The following is a 17,473-nucleotide window of genomic DNA, read 5'->3' as shown; positions in this document are numbered from 1 at the left end:
CATTATCCACGTTTTGCGCGGATCCATTGGAAAGTGGCGACGATCTTGGTGCGCACGCTGACGAAGCCATGGTCTTCCAGAATGTCGCCGATCTCGTCTTCCCCGAAAACGTAGGCCCCGATATCGGGAAAGGCACGCCAAAGCTGAGCAGCGCGTCCGGCGGTGGGCACCATGACGGCCAGCCGCCCTCCCGGCCGCAGCACCCGCGCCATCTCGGCAAGCGCCGCCGCGGGATTCGGGACCAACTGCAGCACGGCGATCGAGACCACCGCATCGACGGTCTGGTCGCGAAGCGGCAGCTGTTGCGCGTCAGCCCGCAGGAAGCCGACCTGCGGTCCCCACTGGGTGCGCACCGCGCGCGTCAACATCGCCTCGGACAAGTCGACACCCAAGACCAGGCCCTCCGGGCCGGCGGCCCGGGCCAGCGACGCGGTAATGCTGGCAGGGCCGCAGCCGACGTCTAATACGGTGCTGCCGGCCGAGATGTTCAACCACTCGATGGGCAGCCGCAAAACGCCGAGCAGCCTACGCACGAGGGCCTGCTGGGTGTCGTAGATCGCCGCCACCAGCGGCGATGTCCATATCGTCTGGATCATGCCCTTGCTCGGTGGGGATTCCTCCGCCGCCGCGGTGCCGAGCAAGTCGAGGTAACCCTTGCTGACTTCCGGGTCGGCCGGCGGATCACTCAGCAGCTCCAGCGCCTTGCGCAATGCGGGCGGCAATGTGGTGGTGTGGAGATCGGTCATACACCGTCCTTCCGCCAAATATCAAGCCGTACTGGTGATTACCTAACCCGCCTCATGTCAAGCGGTGTTGATTCGCAGCCTACGCCCGGCCGCTGCCGGCTGCGTTAACGCGGCGAGAAAACGCGGCGAACCCACGACCCGAACCCCGGCGGCGCCTGCCTGGCTGGTCGAATAGCCGCGTGCGGTGAGAATAGTGCCATGACCGTGGCCGCCAGGGTGATCGACAGGCTGGTCAACCCGCCGCGGGTCGCCGATCCGGACACATTGCGCCGCGCCGTTGCCGGCAAAACGGTGCTGGTGACCGGGGCGTCCTACGGTGTCGGTGAGGCCACCACGCGCGCGGTGGCCGCCGCAGGCGCAACCGTCCTCGGCGTCGCCCGCTCGGCCGATCGGCTGGACGACCTGGTGGCAGCGATCACCGCGGGTGGCGGACGAGCGGTCGCGCACCCGACCGATCTCACCAACGAAGCGGCCGTCAGCGCGCTGACCAAACGCATCGCCGACGAGCACGGCCCACTGGACGTCGTGGTGAGCAATGCCGGTAAGTCGATTCGGCGCTCGCTACATCACCAGTACGACCGCGCGCACGACTTCCAGCGCACCATCGACATCAACTATCTGGGGCCGATCCGGCTGCTGCTCGGCGTGCTTCCCGCGATGCGCGCGCACGGCGGCGGCCACATCATCAGCATTTCGAGTGTCGGGGTGCGGGTTCCGCCCGGGCCGCAGTGGGGTGCCTACCAGGCGTCGAAAGGAGCCTTCGACATCTGGCTGCGCAGCGTCGCCCCCGAGCTGCATGCCGACGGCGTCGATGTCACCACGATCTACCTGGCCTTGGTGCACACCCGGATGAGCGAGCCTACCCCCTTCCTGCGCAAACTGCCGGGGCTATCGGCCGACGAGGCCGCCGACGTGGTCGCCAAGGCGATCATCGAACGGCCGCGCACCATCGAGCCGTGGTGGGCCTGGCCCGCAGAAGTCACCACGGTGGCGCTGGCCGGCCCGGTGGATTGGGCGGCGCGACTGTGGTATCGGTACGCGATCGAGCGCAAGCACCGACCATGACGACCGCGAGCGTGGTCACCACCACGGCCCGAGCACTGCTGCGCTCCCGATTGCTCACACCGCCAAATCCGGCCGGGGCGCTTTGCCTGGTTCGCGAAATGTGCCGCGGTGGCACCAATCCCGTTACGCTGCTGGCCATCGCGGCGGCGCGTGCGCCGCATCGTGCGGCCGTCATCGACGACGACGGCGTTATTACCTATCGCGAGCTGCAATCGAAGACCGAAGCCCTCGCTCACGAGCTGTACCGCCGCGGTGTTCAACCAGGGCAGACCGTCGGGGTGCTGTGCCGCAACGGCCGCGGCTTGCTCGAAGCGGTGTTCGCGGTCGCGTTGGTCGGCGCCGACGTTGTGCTGGTCAATACGGAGTTCCGCGCCGATGCTCTGGCCGCCGCGCTGAGCGCTCATCGAATCACAACCGTGGTGTGCGACAACGAATTTGCCCAGCAGGTGGCGGCAACCGCAGAGTCGATGACGGCGATCGACCCGGCAACGATTGAGACCCGCGGGCGTGAGCGGCCCAAAGTCGCGGCGGCCGGCCGGATCATCCTGCTGACATCGGGTACCACCGGTAAGCCCAAGGGTGTGCCCCGCGCCCCGCGGATACTGTCGGCGTTCGGCGTTGGCGTGACGATACTCGATCGCACCGGGCTGCGGCTCGGTTCGCGAATTTCGGTGGCCGTTCCCATGTTTCATGGTCTGGGCTTGGGCATGGCCATGCTGACCGTCGGCCTGGCCGGCACCATACTGACCCGCCGGCGCTTCGACGCCGAGGCCGCGCTGGCCCAGGCGTCGCTGCATCGCGCCCAGGCGTTTACCGCCGTGCCGGTGATGCTGGCGCGCATTGTTGACCTGCCGCACACCGTGCGGGTCCGCAACCCGGTGCCGTATCTGCGGGTGGTGATTTCCAGCGGCGACCGCCTCGATCCCAGTGTGGCGCGACGGTTCATGGACACCTACGGCGACATCCTCTACAACGGCTACGGCTCCACCGAGGCCGGCGTCGGGGCTTTGGCCACGCCGGCCGACTTGCGCGAAGCTCCGGAAACCGTGGGCCGACCGGTTGCCGGCTGCTCGGTGCGCATTCTCGACGAAAACGGCAACCCGGTCGGACCACACGTCACCGGGCGTGTGTTCGTCGGCGGCACGCTGACGGCGCGCGGCTACACCGGCGGTGGCGCCAAAACGGTCGTCGACAACATGATCAACACGGGCGACATGGGATACTTCGACGAATCCGGGCGCCTTTACGTCGTCGGCCGCGAAGACGACATGATCGTCTCCGGCGGGGAGAACGTCTATCCGCGCGCGGTGGAAAACGCGCTGGCTGAGCATCCTGACATCGCCGACAATGCGGTGATCGGCGTTCCCGACGAACAGTTCGGTCGTCGCCTAGCCGCTTATGTCGTGCCTCGGCCGGACACCGAGATCGACGAGGCCGCGGTACGGGAATATCTGAAGGACAAGGTTTCTCGCTTCGAACAGCCGAGAGACGTCAGCATCGTCAGCAACATCCCACGCAACCCCGCCGGTAAAGTCATGCGAAACGAACTGCCGACCTGAAACCGTGCGGTCTACTCCACGACCCGCAACCGCGGCGCCACGTCTCGCACCGGCGCCGACGCGTCGACGGTTTTGGCCAACCAGTTCGGGGCCAGGGCCGAGACGGCGGTGGCTGCGGCGGTCGCGCCGATTACACCGGTCCAGGCGACGGGTCCCAGCGGTGTGCACCCGAAGAACTGGCTGAGGCCGGGGGTCTGGACGATGCCCACCAAGACTGCGGCGCTGCCCAGCGCGGTGGCCACCACCAGTGGGCTGTGCCGGCGCGTCAGCAGGGTTTGCGTCAATTGTGTTCCGACCAATGCGGTCAATCCCATGGTCGCTGTGCGTCTTTGGGTTCCCGGAGTCCAACGCCCGATGGCCCAGGCCGCGGTGGCGCCGGCGGCGGTGACCACGCCGCGGTTGACGATTTGACGCATCAGCGGCGTGTCCAGCGACGGTGCCGGCTCGGTGAGCACCGCGCGCTGGTAGGCGCGGTGTGCCGCATCGGCGCCGTTGGCAGTTTGCCCGTCGTCGTCTGCAGGTTCGGGGAATACCGGGGTGACCGCCACCGCCAGCGCGGGAAACATGTCGGTGAGCAGGTTCACCAACAGCAGTTGACGCGTCCCGACCGGTGCGCGTCCGGCACCGAATGCGGTGCCGATGATGGTGAAGATCACCTCTCCCACGTTGCCGCCCACCAGAATGGTCAGCGCATCACGCACGCCACTCCACATGCCGCGGCCCTCCACCAACGCGTCGACCAGGACGCCGAGGTCGTCGTCGGTCAGCACGATGTCGGCCGACCCGCGAGCGGCCGACGAACCGCGGCCGCTCACCCCGATGCCCACATCGGCCAGCCGGATCGCGGCGGCGTCGTTGGCGCCGTCGCCGACCATCGCGATCACCTGCTCGCAACGGCGCAGCGCCGCGACGATCTGTACCTTCTGTTCCGGGCTGACGCGGGCGAAAACCTGGACCTCGGAAGCGAGTCTGGCGCAGGCGTCCTCGTCGAGCCCGGTGAGCTCGGCTCCGGTAACCACCCGCACGTCGGCCGGCAGCCCTAACTGATGGGCGATGGCCCGGGCCGTGACGGGGTGGTCCCCGGTGATCAGCACGACGCGTCGCCCGGCATTCTGGAGCGCTTCGATCAGCGGCCGGGCCGACGGTCGGGCGGTGTCTGCCAGACCGACATAGCCGAGCAGGTCCAGATCCTGTGCGGCGGCTTCGACGGCGTCGGCGTCGGTGTCGGACTCGTCGGCGGTCTCGCCGTCCCACCGGCGCCGCGCCACCGCCAGCACCCGCAAGCCGCGCTCGGCGAGGCCGTACACCACCGACTCGGCATGCTCGCGCTCGGCATCGGGATCGGCAAACCGGCAGCGCGGCAGAATCTGCTCGGGTGCGCCCTTGAGCACCAGCATCGGTTCCTGCGGCTCATCGCTGAACGCGCCGATCGTGGCTGAGAACCCACGACTGGATTCGAACGGAACCTCCGCGATCACCGTCCAGTCCGAATCAGCTTGGGCATCAAGCGAACTCGCAGCGGAGATGATCGCTTCATCGGTGGCATGTGCGTGTCCATGCTGATCCTCCGGCTCCGGGCAGGCCCGCGCGGCGGCGAGCAGCACCTCGGCGGCCGGCGCATCGGCCAAGTCGGGAAATGCCTGCGCCGGGTCGGTGGACGCCGGCACGGCACACACCACGTGCAGGCGGTTCTCGGTCAGCGTGCCGGTCTTGTCGAAGCAGACGGTTTCGACGCGGCCCAGCGCTTCGATGGTGCGCGGCGCGCGGACCAGCACCCCGCGGCGCGACAACCGGCGCGCGGCGGCCAGCTGGGCGACCGATGCCACCAACGGTAGTCCTTCGGGCACCGCGGCCACGGCGATGGCAATGCCGTCGGCGACCGCCTGACGCAGCGAAGCCCGGCGCAGCAACGCCAGGCCGCTCACCGCCACGCCGCCGGCGAGCGTCAGCGGAAGCACCTTGCTGGTCAGCTCCCGCAATCGGGCCTGCACTCCCCCTGCCGGTTCGACATCGGAGACCGCCGAGATCGCCCGTTGGGCCGCGGTGGCCGACCCAGTGGCGACGACGATGGCGCGCGCGTGCCCGGCGACGATGGTGCTGCCCTCGAACAGCATGCTGGCCCGGTCGGGATCGTCGGCGGCGACCGGCTCTACCTGCTTGTCGACCGGCAGCGACTCGCCGGTGAGCAGGGATTCGTCGACCTCGAGATCCTCGGCGACCAGCAGCCGCGCATCCGCGGGCACGACGTCCGGAGCGGCCAGGTCGATGATGTCGCCGGGGCGCAGCGCGCTGGCCGGCACCGTGACCATCCGTTCGGTACGCCGGGCTTCGTCTAACCGCCGCCGGGTGGTTGCCATCACCGGGACGACGACACGGCGCGTGAAGCGCTCTTGTTCGGCGAACAGCTCGGCGGCCGCACGTTCCGCGCGCAGCCGCTGCACCCCGCCGACGAGCGCGTTGGCGGTCATCACGCCGGCAACCAGCAGGGCATCGATATTGCTGCCCACAACGGCTGACGCCGCGGCCCCCACCGCCAAAATCGGGGTCAGCGGGTCCCGAAGCTCGGCCCGGGTCGCCGCCAGCAGCCGGCCGGCAGCACGGGCCGGCTCGCGCAGCGGCGCCAGCGGCGGACTGTCGGACAGATCGGTGAGGAAGCGTTGCCAGGACGACACGCCCGGCTCGGCAGCCAGCGGGCGTCTCCTTCCGGCCAGCCGCGAGTAAACGATCTCGGGATCGAGGGCATGCCACGCGGTCAGCGGTTGCGGGGTGGGCTCGGGTAGCCGCAACACTTTCCGGGCCGACCAGGCGCCCGAAATCAGCGCCGTGGCCGCGGCCGCGTTCACCGGGCTGAGCCAACGTCGTATGGTCACGGGATTGGCTTGCTTGGGCTCGCCGGTGACGGCGATCAGTCCGGCCAGCGTGCTGCCGCCCTGAGCGAGATGCACACCGGTTTCACTGACTCGCCGCGCGGCCGGCAACGCCGACAGGATGCGCACCGCCGCGGCAAGGTCGGTGCCGGTGATGATGTCAGCGGTCCACGGGGTGGCCGCTTTCGGATCATCGAGTGCGACCCCGACGTCGGCGACGGCCAGCGCCGCCAGTGTGTCGGTGGACGCGAAATCCGGGTGCAGCGCGGTGATCAGCAACACCGGCCCGCGGTCGGCCCGCAGGTCGCGGACCAGCTTCAGCAGCGGCGTGCCGGCCGGGTGGGCGACCGCGGCGCTGGCCGCCAGATCGTCGGTGCCGGCGACATGCCGCAACACCACTCGGGCACCGGTGCGATGTGCGGTTTGCAGCAGCGGGATGGCGAACGGATCGACCTCCCAGCCCACCTCGACGCTGCCCACGTGCTTGCCGTCGACCACCAGCTCGGCGCGCTCCAGCCCCTCGGCCGGCGTGGCCGCCGGCCCCTGCGGCGGTAGCCATCGCAGCCGCGCGCCGATGGCCGGCAGCTCGTCGGGATCGGGTTCCGGGGCCTGTTCGCCGTGCAGCAGCGCGTCGGCGACTTCGTACACCCGGTCGTCGTCCCAGCCGGGGGCGCCGCCTGTGGCTCGCAGCACCGCCCGCGCGTCGCCGCGCAGTGCCGCGCCGTCGATGACAATGACCTCGATGCGGTCCAGGCGGCGCAGAGCGCCGCGGTCGAGCACCAGTTGGCCGGCGTCGGCCAGTCCGCGGCCCAACACCGCCGCGAACGCCTCCCGGCCGTAGACCGCTGCCTTGGGTATCGCGGCCAGGATCGCGTCGGCGACAGCCTCGGGCCCGCCGCCGGCCAGCAAGGTGCCCGCGGCGGCGACCAGGGAGCCGTTGGCCGCCTGACCCAGGTACTGCTCGACCGGACCGGGCATCGCCCCCTTGGCGGTGTCGATGGCGGCGTCGACGGCTCCGTCGACCACCACGTGCGAAGGTTCACTTTCGGCCTGCGGGGACCCCGATGCCTGCGGTCCTGCACCGTTCGACGAGATGACGGGAACCACCGGGGCTTGCGGACGCCGCGGTGACGCCATCTCGGGCTCACGCTGCCCCCAGGTCCGGCGATGAGCCGCGGCTTCGGCGATCTGAAAGCCCCGCTGCGCCAGGTCCAGCACCGGTGTGCCGAAAGACTGTGCAAGCGCATGCACCGCCGCGGTTGAGGCGCTGAGCGCCAACTCGGTGCTCACCCGGCCCAGCCGCGACTCCAGCACCGACCGCACCCGCGGTTGGTTGAGGACGGCGACGGCGGCGCGCGCGGTTCGCGGCGCGGCCGGCAACCGGCTCAGCCAGCCGGCGACCGCGGCACCGACGGCCACCACGTCGAGGGCCGCAGCGGTGAGCGGCACCAGCATCGCCGCCGGATCTCCGGGGTCGGCGAACGGAGCTATCCGGGGTGCTGGCTCGTGGTCAATCGCCTCGGCTGCCAGCGATGTCACCGCCTCACGCACCGCATCCGTCATCGTGTCGCCGTCGACGGACCCCGCATGCTCGACCACCAGCCGACCCAGCGCCCGCTCGACGTGGGCCGACGACACGCCCGGAACCTTGCGGGCCGCGTGCTCGACCGCGGCCGCATGCTGATGCCAGCGCGGAAAAGGCAGCAGCGGATCCAGGTCGACGTGCAGGCGCCGGTCGGTGTGCCAGCACACCGCCGGTGCGGCCGCGCGATGGGAATTGCCCGTCGTGCCGAGCACGCGTTCGGCCGATCGCACGACCGGGGCGGTCAGCAACTGCGCCGCACCCACAGCACCGGCCGCGCTTTGCACACCGACCCGCGCCACCCGCGCCGCACTATCGGCCATGCCACCGACGACGGCGGCCACACCCGGAACCCTCATCGCGTTACCCTTCACGTCTGCCGCGGCCAAGACATACGACTATTACCTAACACTGCCCGCAAAGTTCCCTGGTGAACTGCATGGCGGCGAACGGCTCGGCATCGAGGAACACCCGGATGGCGTTTCCCGCGGCGCCGACCGGAGCCGCCCCGTCCGGGGAACAGCGATACACCGTCACGCAGCGATCCGGGCTGAGCGCATGTGCGCTCGACGACAGGGTCGACCGGCCCCTACCGGTGGCCTGGGTGCGGCAGCCATGACGAGTATCAGGCCGCGCATGAGCGACGGGGCTAACCGCCGGCGCGGCCACCGTCAACCCGTGGCACCCCGCCGGGCTGCTTGATGAACACGCTCACGTACGAGATCAAGCCATCGTCGTCTTGCTCGAACACGAGGCACTCCGGGTATTCGGTTGGCACACCGTCTATCTCGAACGTCTCTGTCAGCTCGACAAACGAAAGGCGTTGGGAGGCACGGGAAATCCGACGCACATGCAACCGGTAGCCGTGCAGTCCGGAGAAAACACTGCGCAAGAAGCCGATATAGGATTCTTTGCCTTGGACGACGTCGCAGAACGGGCCGTCCCGGACCAGGCCCTGGTCCGCGATGGTGGTGGCCAGACCATCCCAATCCTGGCTGCCCAGGCATGCCAGATAACGTTCCACCACACCGTCGCTGCCTCGGCTCACGTCATCCACGTCGCCCTCCTGGCTTGGTGTGCAACGTTAGCTCTTGACCCCGACGGTGAGCAGATCGGACAGGATCTTCATCCACACGGGTCGGCGGATGCGGTGCTGTTCGGTGACCGTGAAGCCGGCGTCTTCGAACAGTGCGCGCATCTCGGCCGGCGACGGGTGATGCGCCGGTTTCCACCGGCTGGCCGGTGGGGCCTGTAGGCGAGGTTGACGCGCGCTGAGCGCCGTGACCGCCACCAGCCCGCCGGGTGCCAGCACGCGGTGGAACTCGCGCAGCGCCGCCGGCTGGTCGAAGAAGTGGAACGCCGACGTCGTCACTACGGCATCGAGCGCGTCGTCGTCGAACGGAAGATGCTCGGCCGGGCCCTTGAGCCACTGGACCCGATCCGACCGCGCCCGGGCCTGGGCCAGCATCCCGTCGGACATATCGACCCCGTACACCTCGTCGGGTTCGAGTTCACGCTGAATTCGGTCAGCTAAAACACCTGTGCCGCAAGCAATATCCGCTATCCGGCTAGATGCATGGGTACGCAGTTGCTCGATTACCTCGTCTTGGGCCGGGCGATAGACCCAGCGTTGGAGAATCGGGAAGTTGTAGGCGGGGGCCGCAAAACTCCAGAACCGGGTAACCGTGTCATTGAAGCCGCGTCGTCGAGCTGCTTCCATGGGTGCAGCCTAACCATCGGCAGCGCGCCCGACCTGCCCGGCCCACGCCAGCAGTTGCCGCCACAGGAGGTGGCGCGTTGACGCCATGTTGTGGCAGTGTGCGCTGCCGGCCACGACCAGGGTGGTGATATGGGGACTGCGACGGTAGAACCGCGGCTCGGCGCGCGGCTCCGGTGAGACGTCGACTGCACCGTAGCCGAGCAGAACCGGTACTTCGATCAGCGCCGCCTCGTCAGCGACGATGCCGGGTATTGCTGCCGCAGAAAAACAGCGCGGCACAACGGACTTCGTGGTCGCGGTGTCGGCCTCGACCACCGCGGGCGGCACGTCCGCGAGATGGAACCAGCTGTGCAACCAATCACGCGAGGCTTCCAGGTACGGTTCGGGGATCATGCCGGCGAATTGCTCGGCCAGCTTTTTGCGGCCCTGGGCGGTGGCGGCCGCGGCGATGAAGTCCGGATCGAGGTTCAGCGGGGCGACGTGCTGGTTGGTGCAGCCGAGAAGGGCCAGGGCGGCGTAGCAGCGGGATGCGGCCTGCTGCAGGATGGCGAGATAGCCACCCAAGGAGTGCGCGATGGCGATGGGCGCCGTTGTGCTACCGATGATTTCAGGCAGCGCGGCCACCGCGCAGGACAATGCGGCGGCGATGTCGTCGAGGCTGATGTCACGCGCTGGCCTGGTGCTCTCGCCGGTACCCAGCGGATCGATCGCCACCACGGCGTAGCCGCGCTCCGCGGCGTACGCGGCGAAGTTGTATCCGTAGTGGCCGGGCACGTCCAGATGCCAGTAGGCGCGGTTGTACGTCCCGCCGGGCAGGCACACCAGCACGATCGGATCCGCCGCCGCGGCGGGATAGTAGGTGGCGGCCAGCGACGCCGGCTCGCCGACCGCTTCGGTCACGTCGAGCCACACGCTGCACGTTCTCCTCTGCCGGTCGCCGCCAAATCTTAGCCACCGGGGCGGCCGCGCCGCCGACCGGCGTCGGCGGCGCAAACCGACTGCCGAACCGGCGCCGTCGCGGGATGCTATCTGACATGGCGACCAACACCGATCGCTATCGCGCGGCGCGTGACAGCGCACTCGCCGGCGACTTGACGTGGCCGCGCATCACCGGTTTTTTCAACTGGGCCACCGACTGGTTCGACGTCATCGCGCGCGGCAACGATCGCACCGCGCTGTGGATTGTCGACGACGCCGGCGGCGACCAACGGCTGAGCTTCGCCGACATGGCCGATCGCTCGGATCGGGTCGCGGCATGGCTGCACCAGCTGGGCGTGGGCAAGGGCGATCGGGTTCTGCTAATGCTGGGCAACCAGGTCGAACTGTGGGAGTCGATGCTGGCCGTCGCCAAACTCGGCGCCGTCCTCATGCCGACCACCGCCGCGCTGGGGCCCGCCGACCTGGCCGACCGCATCAGCCGCGGGCGTGCCGGATTCGTCATCGCCAACACGGCCGACACGGCCAAGTTCACCACGATCCCGGGTGACTACCGGCGCATCGCGGTGGGCGCCCCAGTCGATGGGTGGTACTGCTATGCCGACACCGCCGACATCGCTGGCACCGCTCCCGTTTCGGCTCGAACCACCGTCGAGGATCCGATGCTGATCTATTTCACCTCGGGGACAACCAGCACACCCAAACTCGTGCAGCATTCTCAGATCAGCTACCCGGTAGGGCATCTGTCGACGATGGCCTGGATCGGTGTGCGGCCCGGCGATGTGCACTTGGCGATCAGCTCCCCGGGTTGGGCCAAGCATGCCTGGAGTTGCCTTTTCGCACCGTGGATCGCCGAGGCGACGATCTTCGTCTACAACTACCGTCGGTTTGACGCGGTCGCCTTGCTGGACCAGATTCGTCGCGCCGGGGTGACGACGTTCTGCGCACCACCGACCGTGTGGCGCATGCTCATTCAGGCCGACCTCGGTGACAAACCGGAACAGCTGCGCGAAATCGTAGCCGCCGGTGAGCCGCTCAACGCCAATGTCATCGCCGAAGTCGCACGAGCATGGGGGCTGACCATCCGCGATGGCTACGGGCAGACGGAAACCACGCTGCTGATCGGCAACCTACCCGGCCGGCCGGTCAAGCCCGGCTCCATGGGCGCGCCGCTGCCCGGAGTGCCCGTGGTATTGGTCGACCCGGCCACCGGGCAACCTGGCGACGAGGGCGAAATCTGTCTTGACCTCGGCGCTCGCCCGGTCAACCTGATGACCGGCTACCCCGACGACGGCCAACGGCCAACCGCGGGCCGCTACTACCGCACCGGTGATGTCGCGCGCCGCGACGCCGACGGCGACATCACCTACGTCGGCCGCAGCGACGACGTGTTCAAGTCCTCGGACTACAAGGTGTCGCCGTTCGAACTGGAAAGCGTTCTCGTCGAGCATCCCGCGGTTGTTGAGGCGGCCGTGGTGCCGCAGCCTGACCGCACGCGGCTGTCGATTCCTAAGGCCTACATCTCGCTGGCCACCGACTGGAAACCCAACGCCGACACCGCGCGAGCGATCATGGAATACGTGCGCGACCGCGTCCCGCCGTATCTAAGGGTCCGGTGCGTCGAGTTTTCCGAACTGCCGAAGACGATTTCGGGCAAAATCCGCCGGGTGGAACTGCGTCGCCGCGAAGAGACCGCACACCGGGCCGGAACACCGATCACCACGGAATACCGCTACGAGAATGTGGTGGGCTAGGTGATGCGGTCCTACGACACCGGACCAACTGCGCCACCGATTCTCGAGGAGACGGTCGGAGCGAACTTCGAACGCACGGTCGCCGCCAACCCGGATGCCGAGGCGCTGGTCGATGTGACCGCCGACCGGCGGTGGACCTACGGCCAACTGAATACCGAGGTCGATTTAATTGCAAGGGGTTTGATATCGCTCGGGATAGCGAAAGGTGAACGCGTGGCCATCTGGGCGCCGAACTGCGCCCGATGGACCATCGTGCAGTATGCGACCGCGAAAATCGGCGCGGTCCTGGTCACCGTCAACCCTGCCTACCGCACACACGAACTCGCTTATGTGCTCAATCAGTCCGGCGTACGCACGCTGATCGCCGTGACGAAGTTCAAGACCTCGGACTACCGCAGCATGATCTCCGAGGTGAGTCCTGGCTGCGCAGAGCTCAAAGACGTGGTCTTCCTCGACAACGACGACTTCGACACTCTACGCGACTGCGGGAAATCGATCCCGGAGCGCGAGCTGACGGCGCGCTCGGCAGCGTTAGCCAACACCGACCCGGTCAACGTCCAGTACACCTCGGGAACCACCGGATTCCCCAAGGGGGCCACGCTGTCGCATCGCAACATCCTCAACAACGGCTTTTTCGTCACTGAATTGCTCAATCTGAACCGAGATGACCGGCTATGCATCCCGGTGCCCTTCTACCACTGCTTCGGCATGGTGATGGGCAACCTCGGCTGCACCACGCACGGGGCCACCATGGTCATCCCCGCACTCACGTTCGACGCCGGGTCGACATTGGCCGCGATCGAAACCGAACGCTGCACCGGCGTTTACGGTGTGCCGACCATGTTCATCGCGATGCTCAACCATCCCGATATCGCCCGCACCGACCTGTCGTCGCTGCGCACGGGGATCATGGCCGGGTCGGTGTGCCCGGTGGAGGTCATGAGGCGCTGCATCAGCGAGATGAACATGACACCGGCCATTGCATACGGCATGACCGAGACGTCGCCGGTGTCGTGCCAGACGCGCAGCGACGACGACCTTGAGCGGCGCATCTCAACCGTCGGGCGTGCTCACCCATGTGGAAATCAAGATCGTCGATCCGGGCAGTGGCGACATCGTCGAGCGGGGTCAACCCGGCGAGTTGTGTATCCGCGGCTACTCGGTGATGCTGGGGTACTGGCGCGACGAGCAGCAGACTCAGCAGGTCATCGACGCCCAGGGCTGGATGCACAGCGGAGATCTCGCGGTCATGCGCGACGACGGGTACTGCACGATCGTCGGACGGCGCAAGGACGTGATCATCCGCGGCGGGGCGAACATTTATCCGCGCGAGATCGAAGAATTCCTCTATGCCCATCCCGACGTCGAAGAAGCACAGGTGGTCGGGGTCCCGGACGAGAAGTACGGCGAAGAGGTGTGCGCCTGGATCCGGATGAAGCCGGGCCGGCCGCCGCTTGACGCAGATGCCGTGCGCGCTTTCGCCGCCGGCAAGCTGGCGCACTACAAAATTCCGCGCTACGTCCGTGTTGTCGACGAGTTCCCGGTGACGGTCACCGGTAAGGTGCGCAAGGTCGAGATGCGGGAACAAAGCGCCAGGCTCTTGCAGGCAGGCGCGCTGAAAGACGAGGCGGGACAGGAACGATTCTGCGATCGGCCGGTCAGCCAACGGCTTCCGCCCATTGAGGGCGGAAGCAGGGGTTGATCGCGCACGTCTTGCGCCGAGACAGATGCGACGCTCCTGACTTCTGGCCGGCGAACGGGGGCTGGGAAAGGACACGGTTATGGCGAAAAGCGAATTCACGATGGATGTAGAACCGCTCAACGGTGTGACGATCGCCCGATTCGACCATCCGCCGGTAAACGCTCTTGACCTCGCGTTGGTCGACGACGTGGTTGCGACAATGCGCAACATCGAAGGCCCGGTTGTGATAACCGGCGCGGGCAAGTGCTTTTCGGCCGGTGTCGACCTGCGCGCAATCCTCGACGGAGGACGCGAGTACACCGACCGCTTCATCACGGCGCTGTCGTCGGCTTTCCTCGCGGTCTTTGACCATCCCGCACCGGTGGTCGCTGCGATCAACGGACACGCCATTGCGGGTGGGTGCGTCTTCGCGATGGCCGCAGACGTCCGAGTGATGTCCGCCGGCACCATTGGCCTGACCGAACTTGCGGTGGGTGTGCCGTTCCCGGTAAGCGCCCTCGAGATATGTCGCTACGCGATGGGCGCCTCCGTCGCCCGTGCAACATTGCAGGGCAGGACGCTTGACGTGCAGGCAGCCTCGGCGCGGGGATGGATCGACGAGGTGGCCGGGCGGGAGGAGCTGATTTCACACGCGGTTGCGATCGCGCGGGCACTCGGCGAGCACTCGCCGAGTGCGTACGCGGCCACCAAGGACCAGCTGCATCGTCCCGTTCATGCTGCGATCGATGCTGGCGCGGACATGGATGCACAGGCGAGGACATCCTGGCTGGCGGACGAAACACGTGGCCGCATTGCCGCTTTCGTCGACACACTTGCACGCGACCGTCGATGAACTGGTGCCTCAGAAAAACTGAACATACGCTGTCGCAAGAGGTTCCGGCGGCGCCAAGTCAGGTGCGGGCTTTCTATGCAGACTTGCAGAACATAAGGCTCGTGCATCCGCTGATAGTCGCCATTCGTCCGCAGGCACGGCTCGAAACCACAGACGGGTACACCCAGGCTTACCGCATAACTGATCGAATCCCATTGGGGAAGATGGTAGTTCGCATCAGCTACCGGGCCAGGATCCACGTGCCGACACATGGCGAAGTGATCACCGAGGCGCGGCAATTCCCCGGCGTCCGGCTGCACGGAACCGTGGCATTCGAACGGTTCGACGCTGGCACCCGGGTCGTCGAGCGGTTATGCATCACGGCTCCGCGTCCGCTGGCCAGGCTCACTATCCGCCAAGCGCTCGACGCGCACGTCGCGATGCTGTCGGCCATCTGCCGGCACTTCCAATCACCGCCATGATTGCCTGCGTCACACCAACTGGCGGCGCAGTTCACGTTTGAGCACTTTGCCGTAGCTGTTCTTCGGTAACTCCTCGACGATCACGTACCGCTTGGGACGCTTGAACCGGGCGATGCGCTGCAGCAAATGCGCGTCCAGGTCCTCGGGTTTGGTTGCCCCCACGATGAATGCGACCACGATCTCGCCCCACTCGGCGTCAGGGACCCCGACCACGCACGCTTCTGACACGCCCGGGTGCTCGAGCAGCGCTTCCTCCACTTCCCGGGGATAGATGTTGCTGCCCCCGCTGATCACGACGTCTTTGCTGCGGTCACGCAGCGTCAGGTAGCCGCGCTCATCGATGCAACCGACGTCACCGGTGTGCAGCCATCCATGCTGCAGCGTCTCACGGGTAGCCGCCGGGTCATTCCAATATCCGCACATGACAACGTCGCCGCGGCAGACGATCTCACCGATTTCGCCGGTGGCGGCCCGGGTACCGTCATCGCGGAGCACCGCGACTTCCACACCCGAGCGCGGATAGCCGACCGAACCCAGGATCGTGTCGTCGGCCGTCTCGTGGTCGACGCGGCGCAGGGCAGTGATGGTCATCGGGGCCTCGCCCTGGCCATAGATTTGCGCGAATATCGGACCGAATGCGGCCAGTGCCTTCTTGATGTTCTGCAAGTACATCGGGCCACCGCCATAGATGATCGTCCGCAGTTGCCGCGGGCGTTCGCGGCCGGTCTCGACGAGGCGCTGCACCATCGTCGGCGCCAAGAAGGCGCTGCAGCCGGGATGGTGGTCACACAGGTCGAGGAACTCGCCGGGTTCGAATCTGCAGGACGCCGGAACCACCTGGCGGGCACCGCGCAACACATAGGCGGGGATGTAGAGTCCGGAGCCGTGTGACATCGGCGCGGCATGCACCAGGCTGCATCCTTCGTCGGGTGCGTCGATGTCGGCGAGGTGGGCGAGTGTCATCGCCATCAGGTTGCGGTGCGTGAGCATGGCGCCCTTGGGCCGGCCGGTGGTTCCGCTGGTGTAGAACAGCCAGGCCAGCGCCGAAGGATCGGTGCACGGTGGCGTGGCGGGGCTGACGGCGAGGCGCTCTGAATACCCTTGTCCGCCAATCGTTTCGATAGGATACGCAGCACCCGCAGAAAAGCCGGCGGCAATCTCCACGGATGCGAAAACCTGTGCAACACCGGCATCGTCGAAAATCTGTGTCATCTCTCGCGGATGCAGTTTGTAATTGATCGGGACCGCGATACATTCGGCCGCCCAGATGGCAAACAGAAGTTCGACGATCTCCGGGCGGTTCTCGCTGGCAACCCCGATCCGCGCGCCCGCCGGGCAGGTCTGGCGGATGGAGCCGGCCAATCGCAGCGAGCGATCCCGTAACTGGTCCCAGGTGCAAAACAGGCGCTCGCCGTGGTACACGGCGCCGCGCTCGGAAAAGCGATGCGCGGCCTGTCCAAGCAGTGTGAACAGGTTCATCGGGCCGACCACTGCGACGCCAGCGCAAAGTCAGAAAGGTATTTAGTGGAACTCCAGCCGCCGTCGACGACGATCGTTTGCCCGTTGATGAAACTTCCTCCGGGCGAGCACAAAAACGCCACGGTGCTCGCCACGTCGTCGACCGTGCCTAGCCGCTGATGCGGGGTCATCTCGACGTTAAGCCGGCGGAAACGCTCGTCCCGCAGTCGGGGTGCGGTCATCGGCGTCTCGATCACGCCGGGCGCCACGGCGTTACACCGGATGCCACGTGAACCGTATTGACAGGCGATGTGAGTGGTCAGGGCCGTCAGTCCGCCCTTGGCCGCGGAGTAGGCACCACCGCGCAACCCCCCCACCACGGCGAACGTCGACGTGATATTGATGATCGCGGAGCCAGGCTGCATGTGCGGCAACACATCCCGCGCCAACCGAAACGGTGCCCGCAGCATCAAGCCGAGGAAGTGGTCCAGGGTTTCGTCGTCGGTTTCGTGCAGCGGCTTTGGGCTGCCGACTCCCGCATTGTTGATCAGGAAGTCGACATGACCCCACCGTGCGACGGCGGCGTCGACAATGCGTCGCGGCGCGTCGGCGGCGGTGAGATCCACGGCCAGGGTGGCGACACGGTCGCGATCACCGATAGCCGTCTCGAGATCGTTGAGGCGACCATAATCCCGACCGGTCCCCAGCACGGTCATCCCCGCCTCGGCAAGTTTTGTCGCGCAAGCAAAGCCGATAGCACCGCTTGCGCCGGTGACGATCGCTACCTGCAT

The 17,473-nt window shown here is 67.3% G+C and carries 13 protein-coding genes and 1 pseudogene; 7 read left to right on the top strand and 7 right to left on the bottom strand.

The window, feature by feature from the left end:
* Positions 1 to 2: 2 nt before the first annotated feature.
* Positions 3 to 746: a methyltransferase domain-containing protein gene (locus MHEC_RS23555; RefSeq protein ID WP_048891345.1), complete on the bottom strand. Its 744-nt coding sequence runs from the start codon at positions 744 to 746 to the stop codon at positions 3 to 5.
* A gap of 198 nt (positions 747 to 944) precedes the next feature.
* On the opposite strand from MHEC_RS23555, the gene MHEC_RS23550 reads away from it, so the two are divergent.
* Both MHEC_RS23550 and MHEC_RS23545 read left to right on the top strand, forming a co-directional pair.
* Positions 945 to 1,811 carry an SDR family NAD(P)-dependent oxidoreductase gene (locus MHEC_RS23550; RefSeq protein ID WP_048891344.1) on the top strand — a complete coding sequence of 289 codons (867 nt, stop codon included), beginning with the start codon at positions 945 to 947 and terminating at the stop codon, positions 1,809 to 1,811.
* Positions 1,808 to 3,370 carry an AMP-binding protein gene (locus MHEC_RS23545; RefSeq protein WP_048891343.1) on the top strand — a complete coding sequence of 521 codons (1,563 nt, stop codon included), beginning with the start codon at positions 1,808 to 1,810 and terminating at the stop codon, positions 3,368 to 3,370. The genes MHEC_RS23550 and MHEC_RS23545 overlap by 4 nt, the downstream gene beginning before the upstream one ends.
* 11 nt (positions 3,371 to 3,381) lie before the next feature.
* Here MHEC_RS23545 and MHEC_RS23540 read toward each other — a convergent pair whose 3' ends face one another.
* On the bottom strand, positions 3,382 to 8,178 hold the full coding sequence (locus MHEC_RS23540) for a cation-translocating P-type ATPase (RefSeq protein ID WP_048891342.1): 4,797 nt from the start codon (positions 8,176 to 8,178) through the stop codon (positions 3,382 to 3,384).
* 116 nt (positions 8,179 to 8,294) lie between these two features.
* Between MHEC_RS23540 and MHEC_RS23535 the strand changes: the two genes are divergently transcribed.
* Positions 8,295 to 8,438 (top strand): hypothetical protein, encoded by a 144-nt coding sequence (locus MHEC_RS23535; protein WP_201399647.1) that lies wholly within the window; start codon positions 8,295 to 8,297, stop codon positions 8,436 to 8,438.
* A gap of 30 nt (positions 8,439 to 8,468) precedes the next feature.
* On the opposite strand, the gene MHEC_RS23530 is transcribed toward MHEC_RS23535, so the two are convergent.
* The 3 genes from MHEC_RS23530 to MHEC_RS23520 are packed head-to-tail and all read right to left on the bottom strand — an operon-like array spanning position 8,469 to position 10,451.
* On the bottom strand, positions 8,469 to 8,876 hold the full coding sequence (locus MHEC_RS23530) for a nuclear transport factor 2 family protein (RefSeq protein ID WP_235434788.1): 408 nt from the start codon (positions 8,874 to 8,876) through the stop codon (positions 8,469 to 8,471).
* Between the two features lie 27 nt (positions 8,877 to 8,903).
* A complete protein-coding gene (locus MHEC_RS23525; RefSeq protein WP_048891341.1) occupies positions 8,904 to 9,539 on the bottom strand; it encodes a class I SAM-dependent methyltransferase in 636 nt (211 codons plus the stop codon).
* Between the two features lie 9 nt (positions 9,540 to 9,548).
* Positions 9,549 to 10,451, bottom strand: coding sequence for an alpha/beta hydrolase (locus tag MHEC_RS23520; protein ID WP_048891340.1), 903 nt, complete (start codon positions 10,449 to 10,451; stop codon positions 9,549 to 9,551).
* A 122-nt stretch (positions 10,452 to 10,573) separates the two neighbouring features.
* Here MHEC_RS23520 and MHEC_RS23515 point away from each other — a divergent pair, with 122 nt between their 5' ends.
* The 4 genes and pseudogenes from MHEC_RS23515 to MHEC_RS23500 all read left to right on the top strand — a co-directional run bounded on the left by MHEC_RS23515 (position 10,574) and on the right by MHEC_RS23500 (position 15,224).
* Positions 10,574 to 12,229 (top strand): AMP-binding protein, encoded by a 1,656-nt coding sequence (locus tag MHEC_RS23515; protein WP_048891339.1) that lies wholly within the window; start codon positions 10,574 to 10,576, stop codon positions 12,227 to 12,229.
* A 3-nt stretch (positions 12,230 to 12,232) separates the two neighbouring features.
* A pseudogene (locus MHEC_RS23510) lies at positions 12,233 to 13,832 on the top strand (AMP-binding protein); the annotation flags it as partial.
* A gap of 178 nt (positions 13,833 to 14,010) precedes the next feature.
* Positions 14,011 to 14,763, top strand: a complete 753-nt coding sequence (locus MHEC_RS23505; RefSeq protein ID WP_235434787.1) for an enoyl-CoA hydratase/isomerase family protein — start codon at positions 14,011 to 14,013, stop codon at positions 14,761 to 14,763.
* On the top strand, positions 14,760 to 15,224 hold the full coding sequence (locus tag MHEC_RS23500) for an SRPBCC family protein (protein WP_048891338.1): 465 nt from the start codon (positions 14,760 to 14,762) through the stop codon (positions 15,222 to 15,224). Before MHEC_RS23505 ends, MHEC_RS23500 begins: the two co-directional genes overlap by 4 nt.
* 9 nt (positions 15,225 to 15,233) lie before the next feature.
* Here the strand turns inward: MHEC_RS23500 and MHEC_RS23495 are convergent, their stop codons facing one another.
* Together MHEC_RS23495 and MHEC_RS23490 are read right to left on the bottom strand one after the other, a co-directional pair.
* Complete coding sequence (locus MHEC_RS23495; protein ID WP_048891405.1) at positions 15,234 to 16,703, bottom strand: AMP-binding protein; 1,470 nt, start codon at positions 16,701 to 16,703, stop codon at positions 15,234 to 15,236.
* Entirely contained in the window at positions 16,700 to 17,473 is a 774-nt protein-coding gene (locus MHEC_RS23490; protein ID WP_048891337.1) for an SDR family NAD(P)-dependent oxidoreductase, read from the bottom strand. The genes MHEC_RS23495 and MHEC_RS23490 overlap by 4 nt, the downstream gene beginning before the upstream one ends.

Origin of the sequence: Mycobacterium heckeshornense (genome assembly GCF_016592155.1) — a bacterium.
Classification (GTDB): domain Bacteria; phylum Actinomycetota; class Actinomycetes; order Mycobacteriales; family Mycobacteriaceae; genus Mycobacterium; species Mycobacterium heckeshornense.
Note: the sequence above shows the minus strand (reverse complement) of the source record. Positions and strands in the feature narration are given on the sequence as shown.

Excerpts from the sequence above, each read along its gene's own strand:
- MHEC_RS23555 (WP_048891345.1), bottom strand. The coding sequence starts at position 746 with ATGACCGATCTCCACACCACCACATTGCCGCCCGCATTGCGCAAGGCG.
- MHEC_RS23550 (WP_048891344.1), top strand. The coding sequence starts at position 945 with ATGACCGTGGCCGCCAGGGTGATCGACAGGCTGGTCAACCCGCCGCGG.
- MHEC_RS23545 (WP_048891343.1), top strand. The coding sequence starts at position 1,808 with ATGACGACCGCGAGCGTGGTCACCACCACGGCCCGAGCACTGCTGCGC.
- MHEC_RS23540 (WP_048891342.1), bottom strand. The coding sequence starts at position 8,178 with ATGAGGGTTCCGGGTGTGGCCGCCGTCGTCGGTGGCATGGCCGATAGT.
- MHEC_RS23535 (WP_201399647.1), top strand. The coding sequence starts at position 8,295 with ATGGCGTTTCCCGCGGCGCCGACCGGAGCCGCCCCGTCCGGGGAACAG.
- MHEC_RS23525 (WP_048891341.1), bottom strand. The coding sequence starts at position 9,539 with ATGGAAGCAGCTCGACGACGCGGCTTCAATGACACGGTTACCCGGTTC.
- MHEC_RS23515 (WP_048891339.1), top strand. The coding sequence starts at position 10,574 with ATGGCGACCAACACCGATCGCTATCGCGCGGCGCGTGACAGCGCACTC.
- MHEC_RS23505 (WP_235434787.1), top strand. The coding sequence starts at position 14,011 with ATGGCGAAAAGCGAATTCACGATGGATGTAGAACCGCTCAACGGTGTG.
- MHEC_RS23500 (WP_048891338.1), top strand. The coding sequence starts at position 14,760 with ATGAACTGGTGCCTCAGAAAAACTGAACATACGCTGTCGCAAGAGGTT.
- MHEC_RS23495 (WP_048891405.1), bottom strand. The coding sequence starts at position 16,703 with ATGAACCTGTTCACACTGCTTGGACAGGCCGCGCATCGCTTTTCCGAG.
- MHEC_RS23490 (WP_048891337.1), bottom strand. The coding sequence starts at position 17,473 with ATGCAGGTAGCGATCGTCACCGGCGCAAGCGGTGCTATCGGCTTTGCT.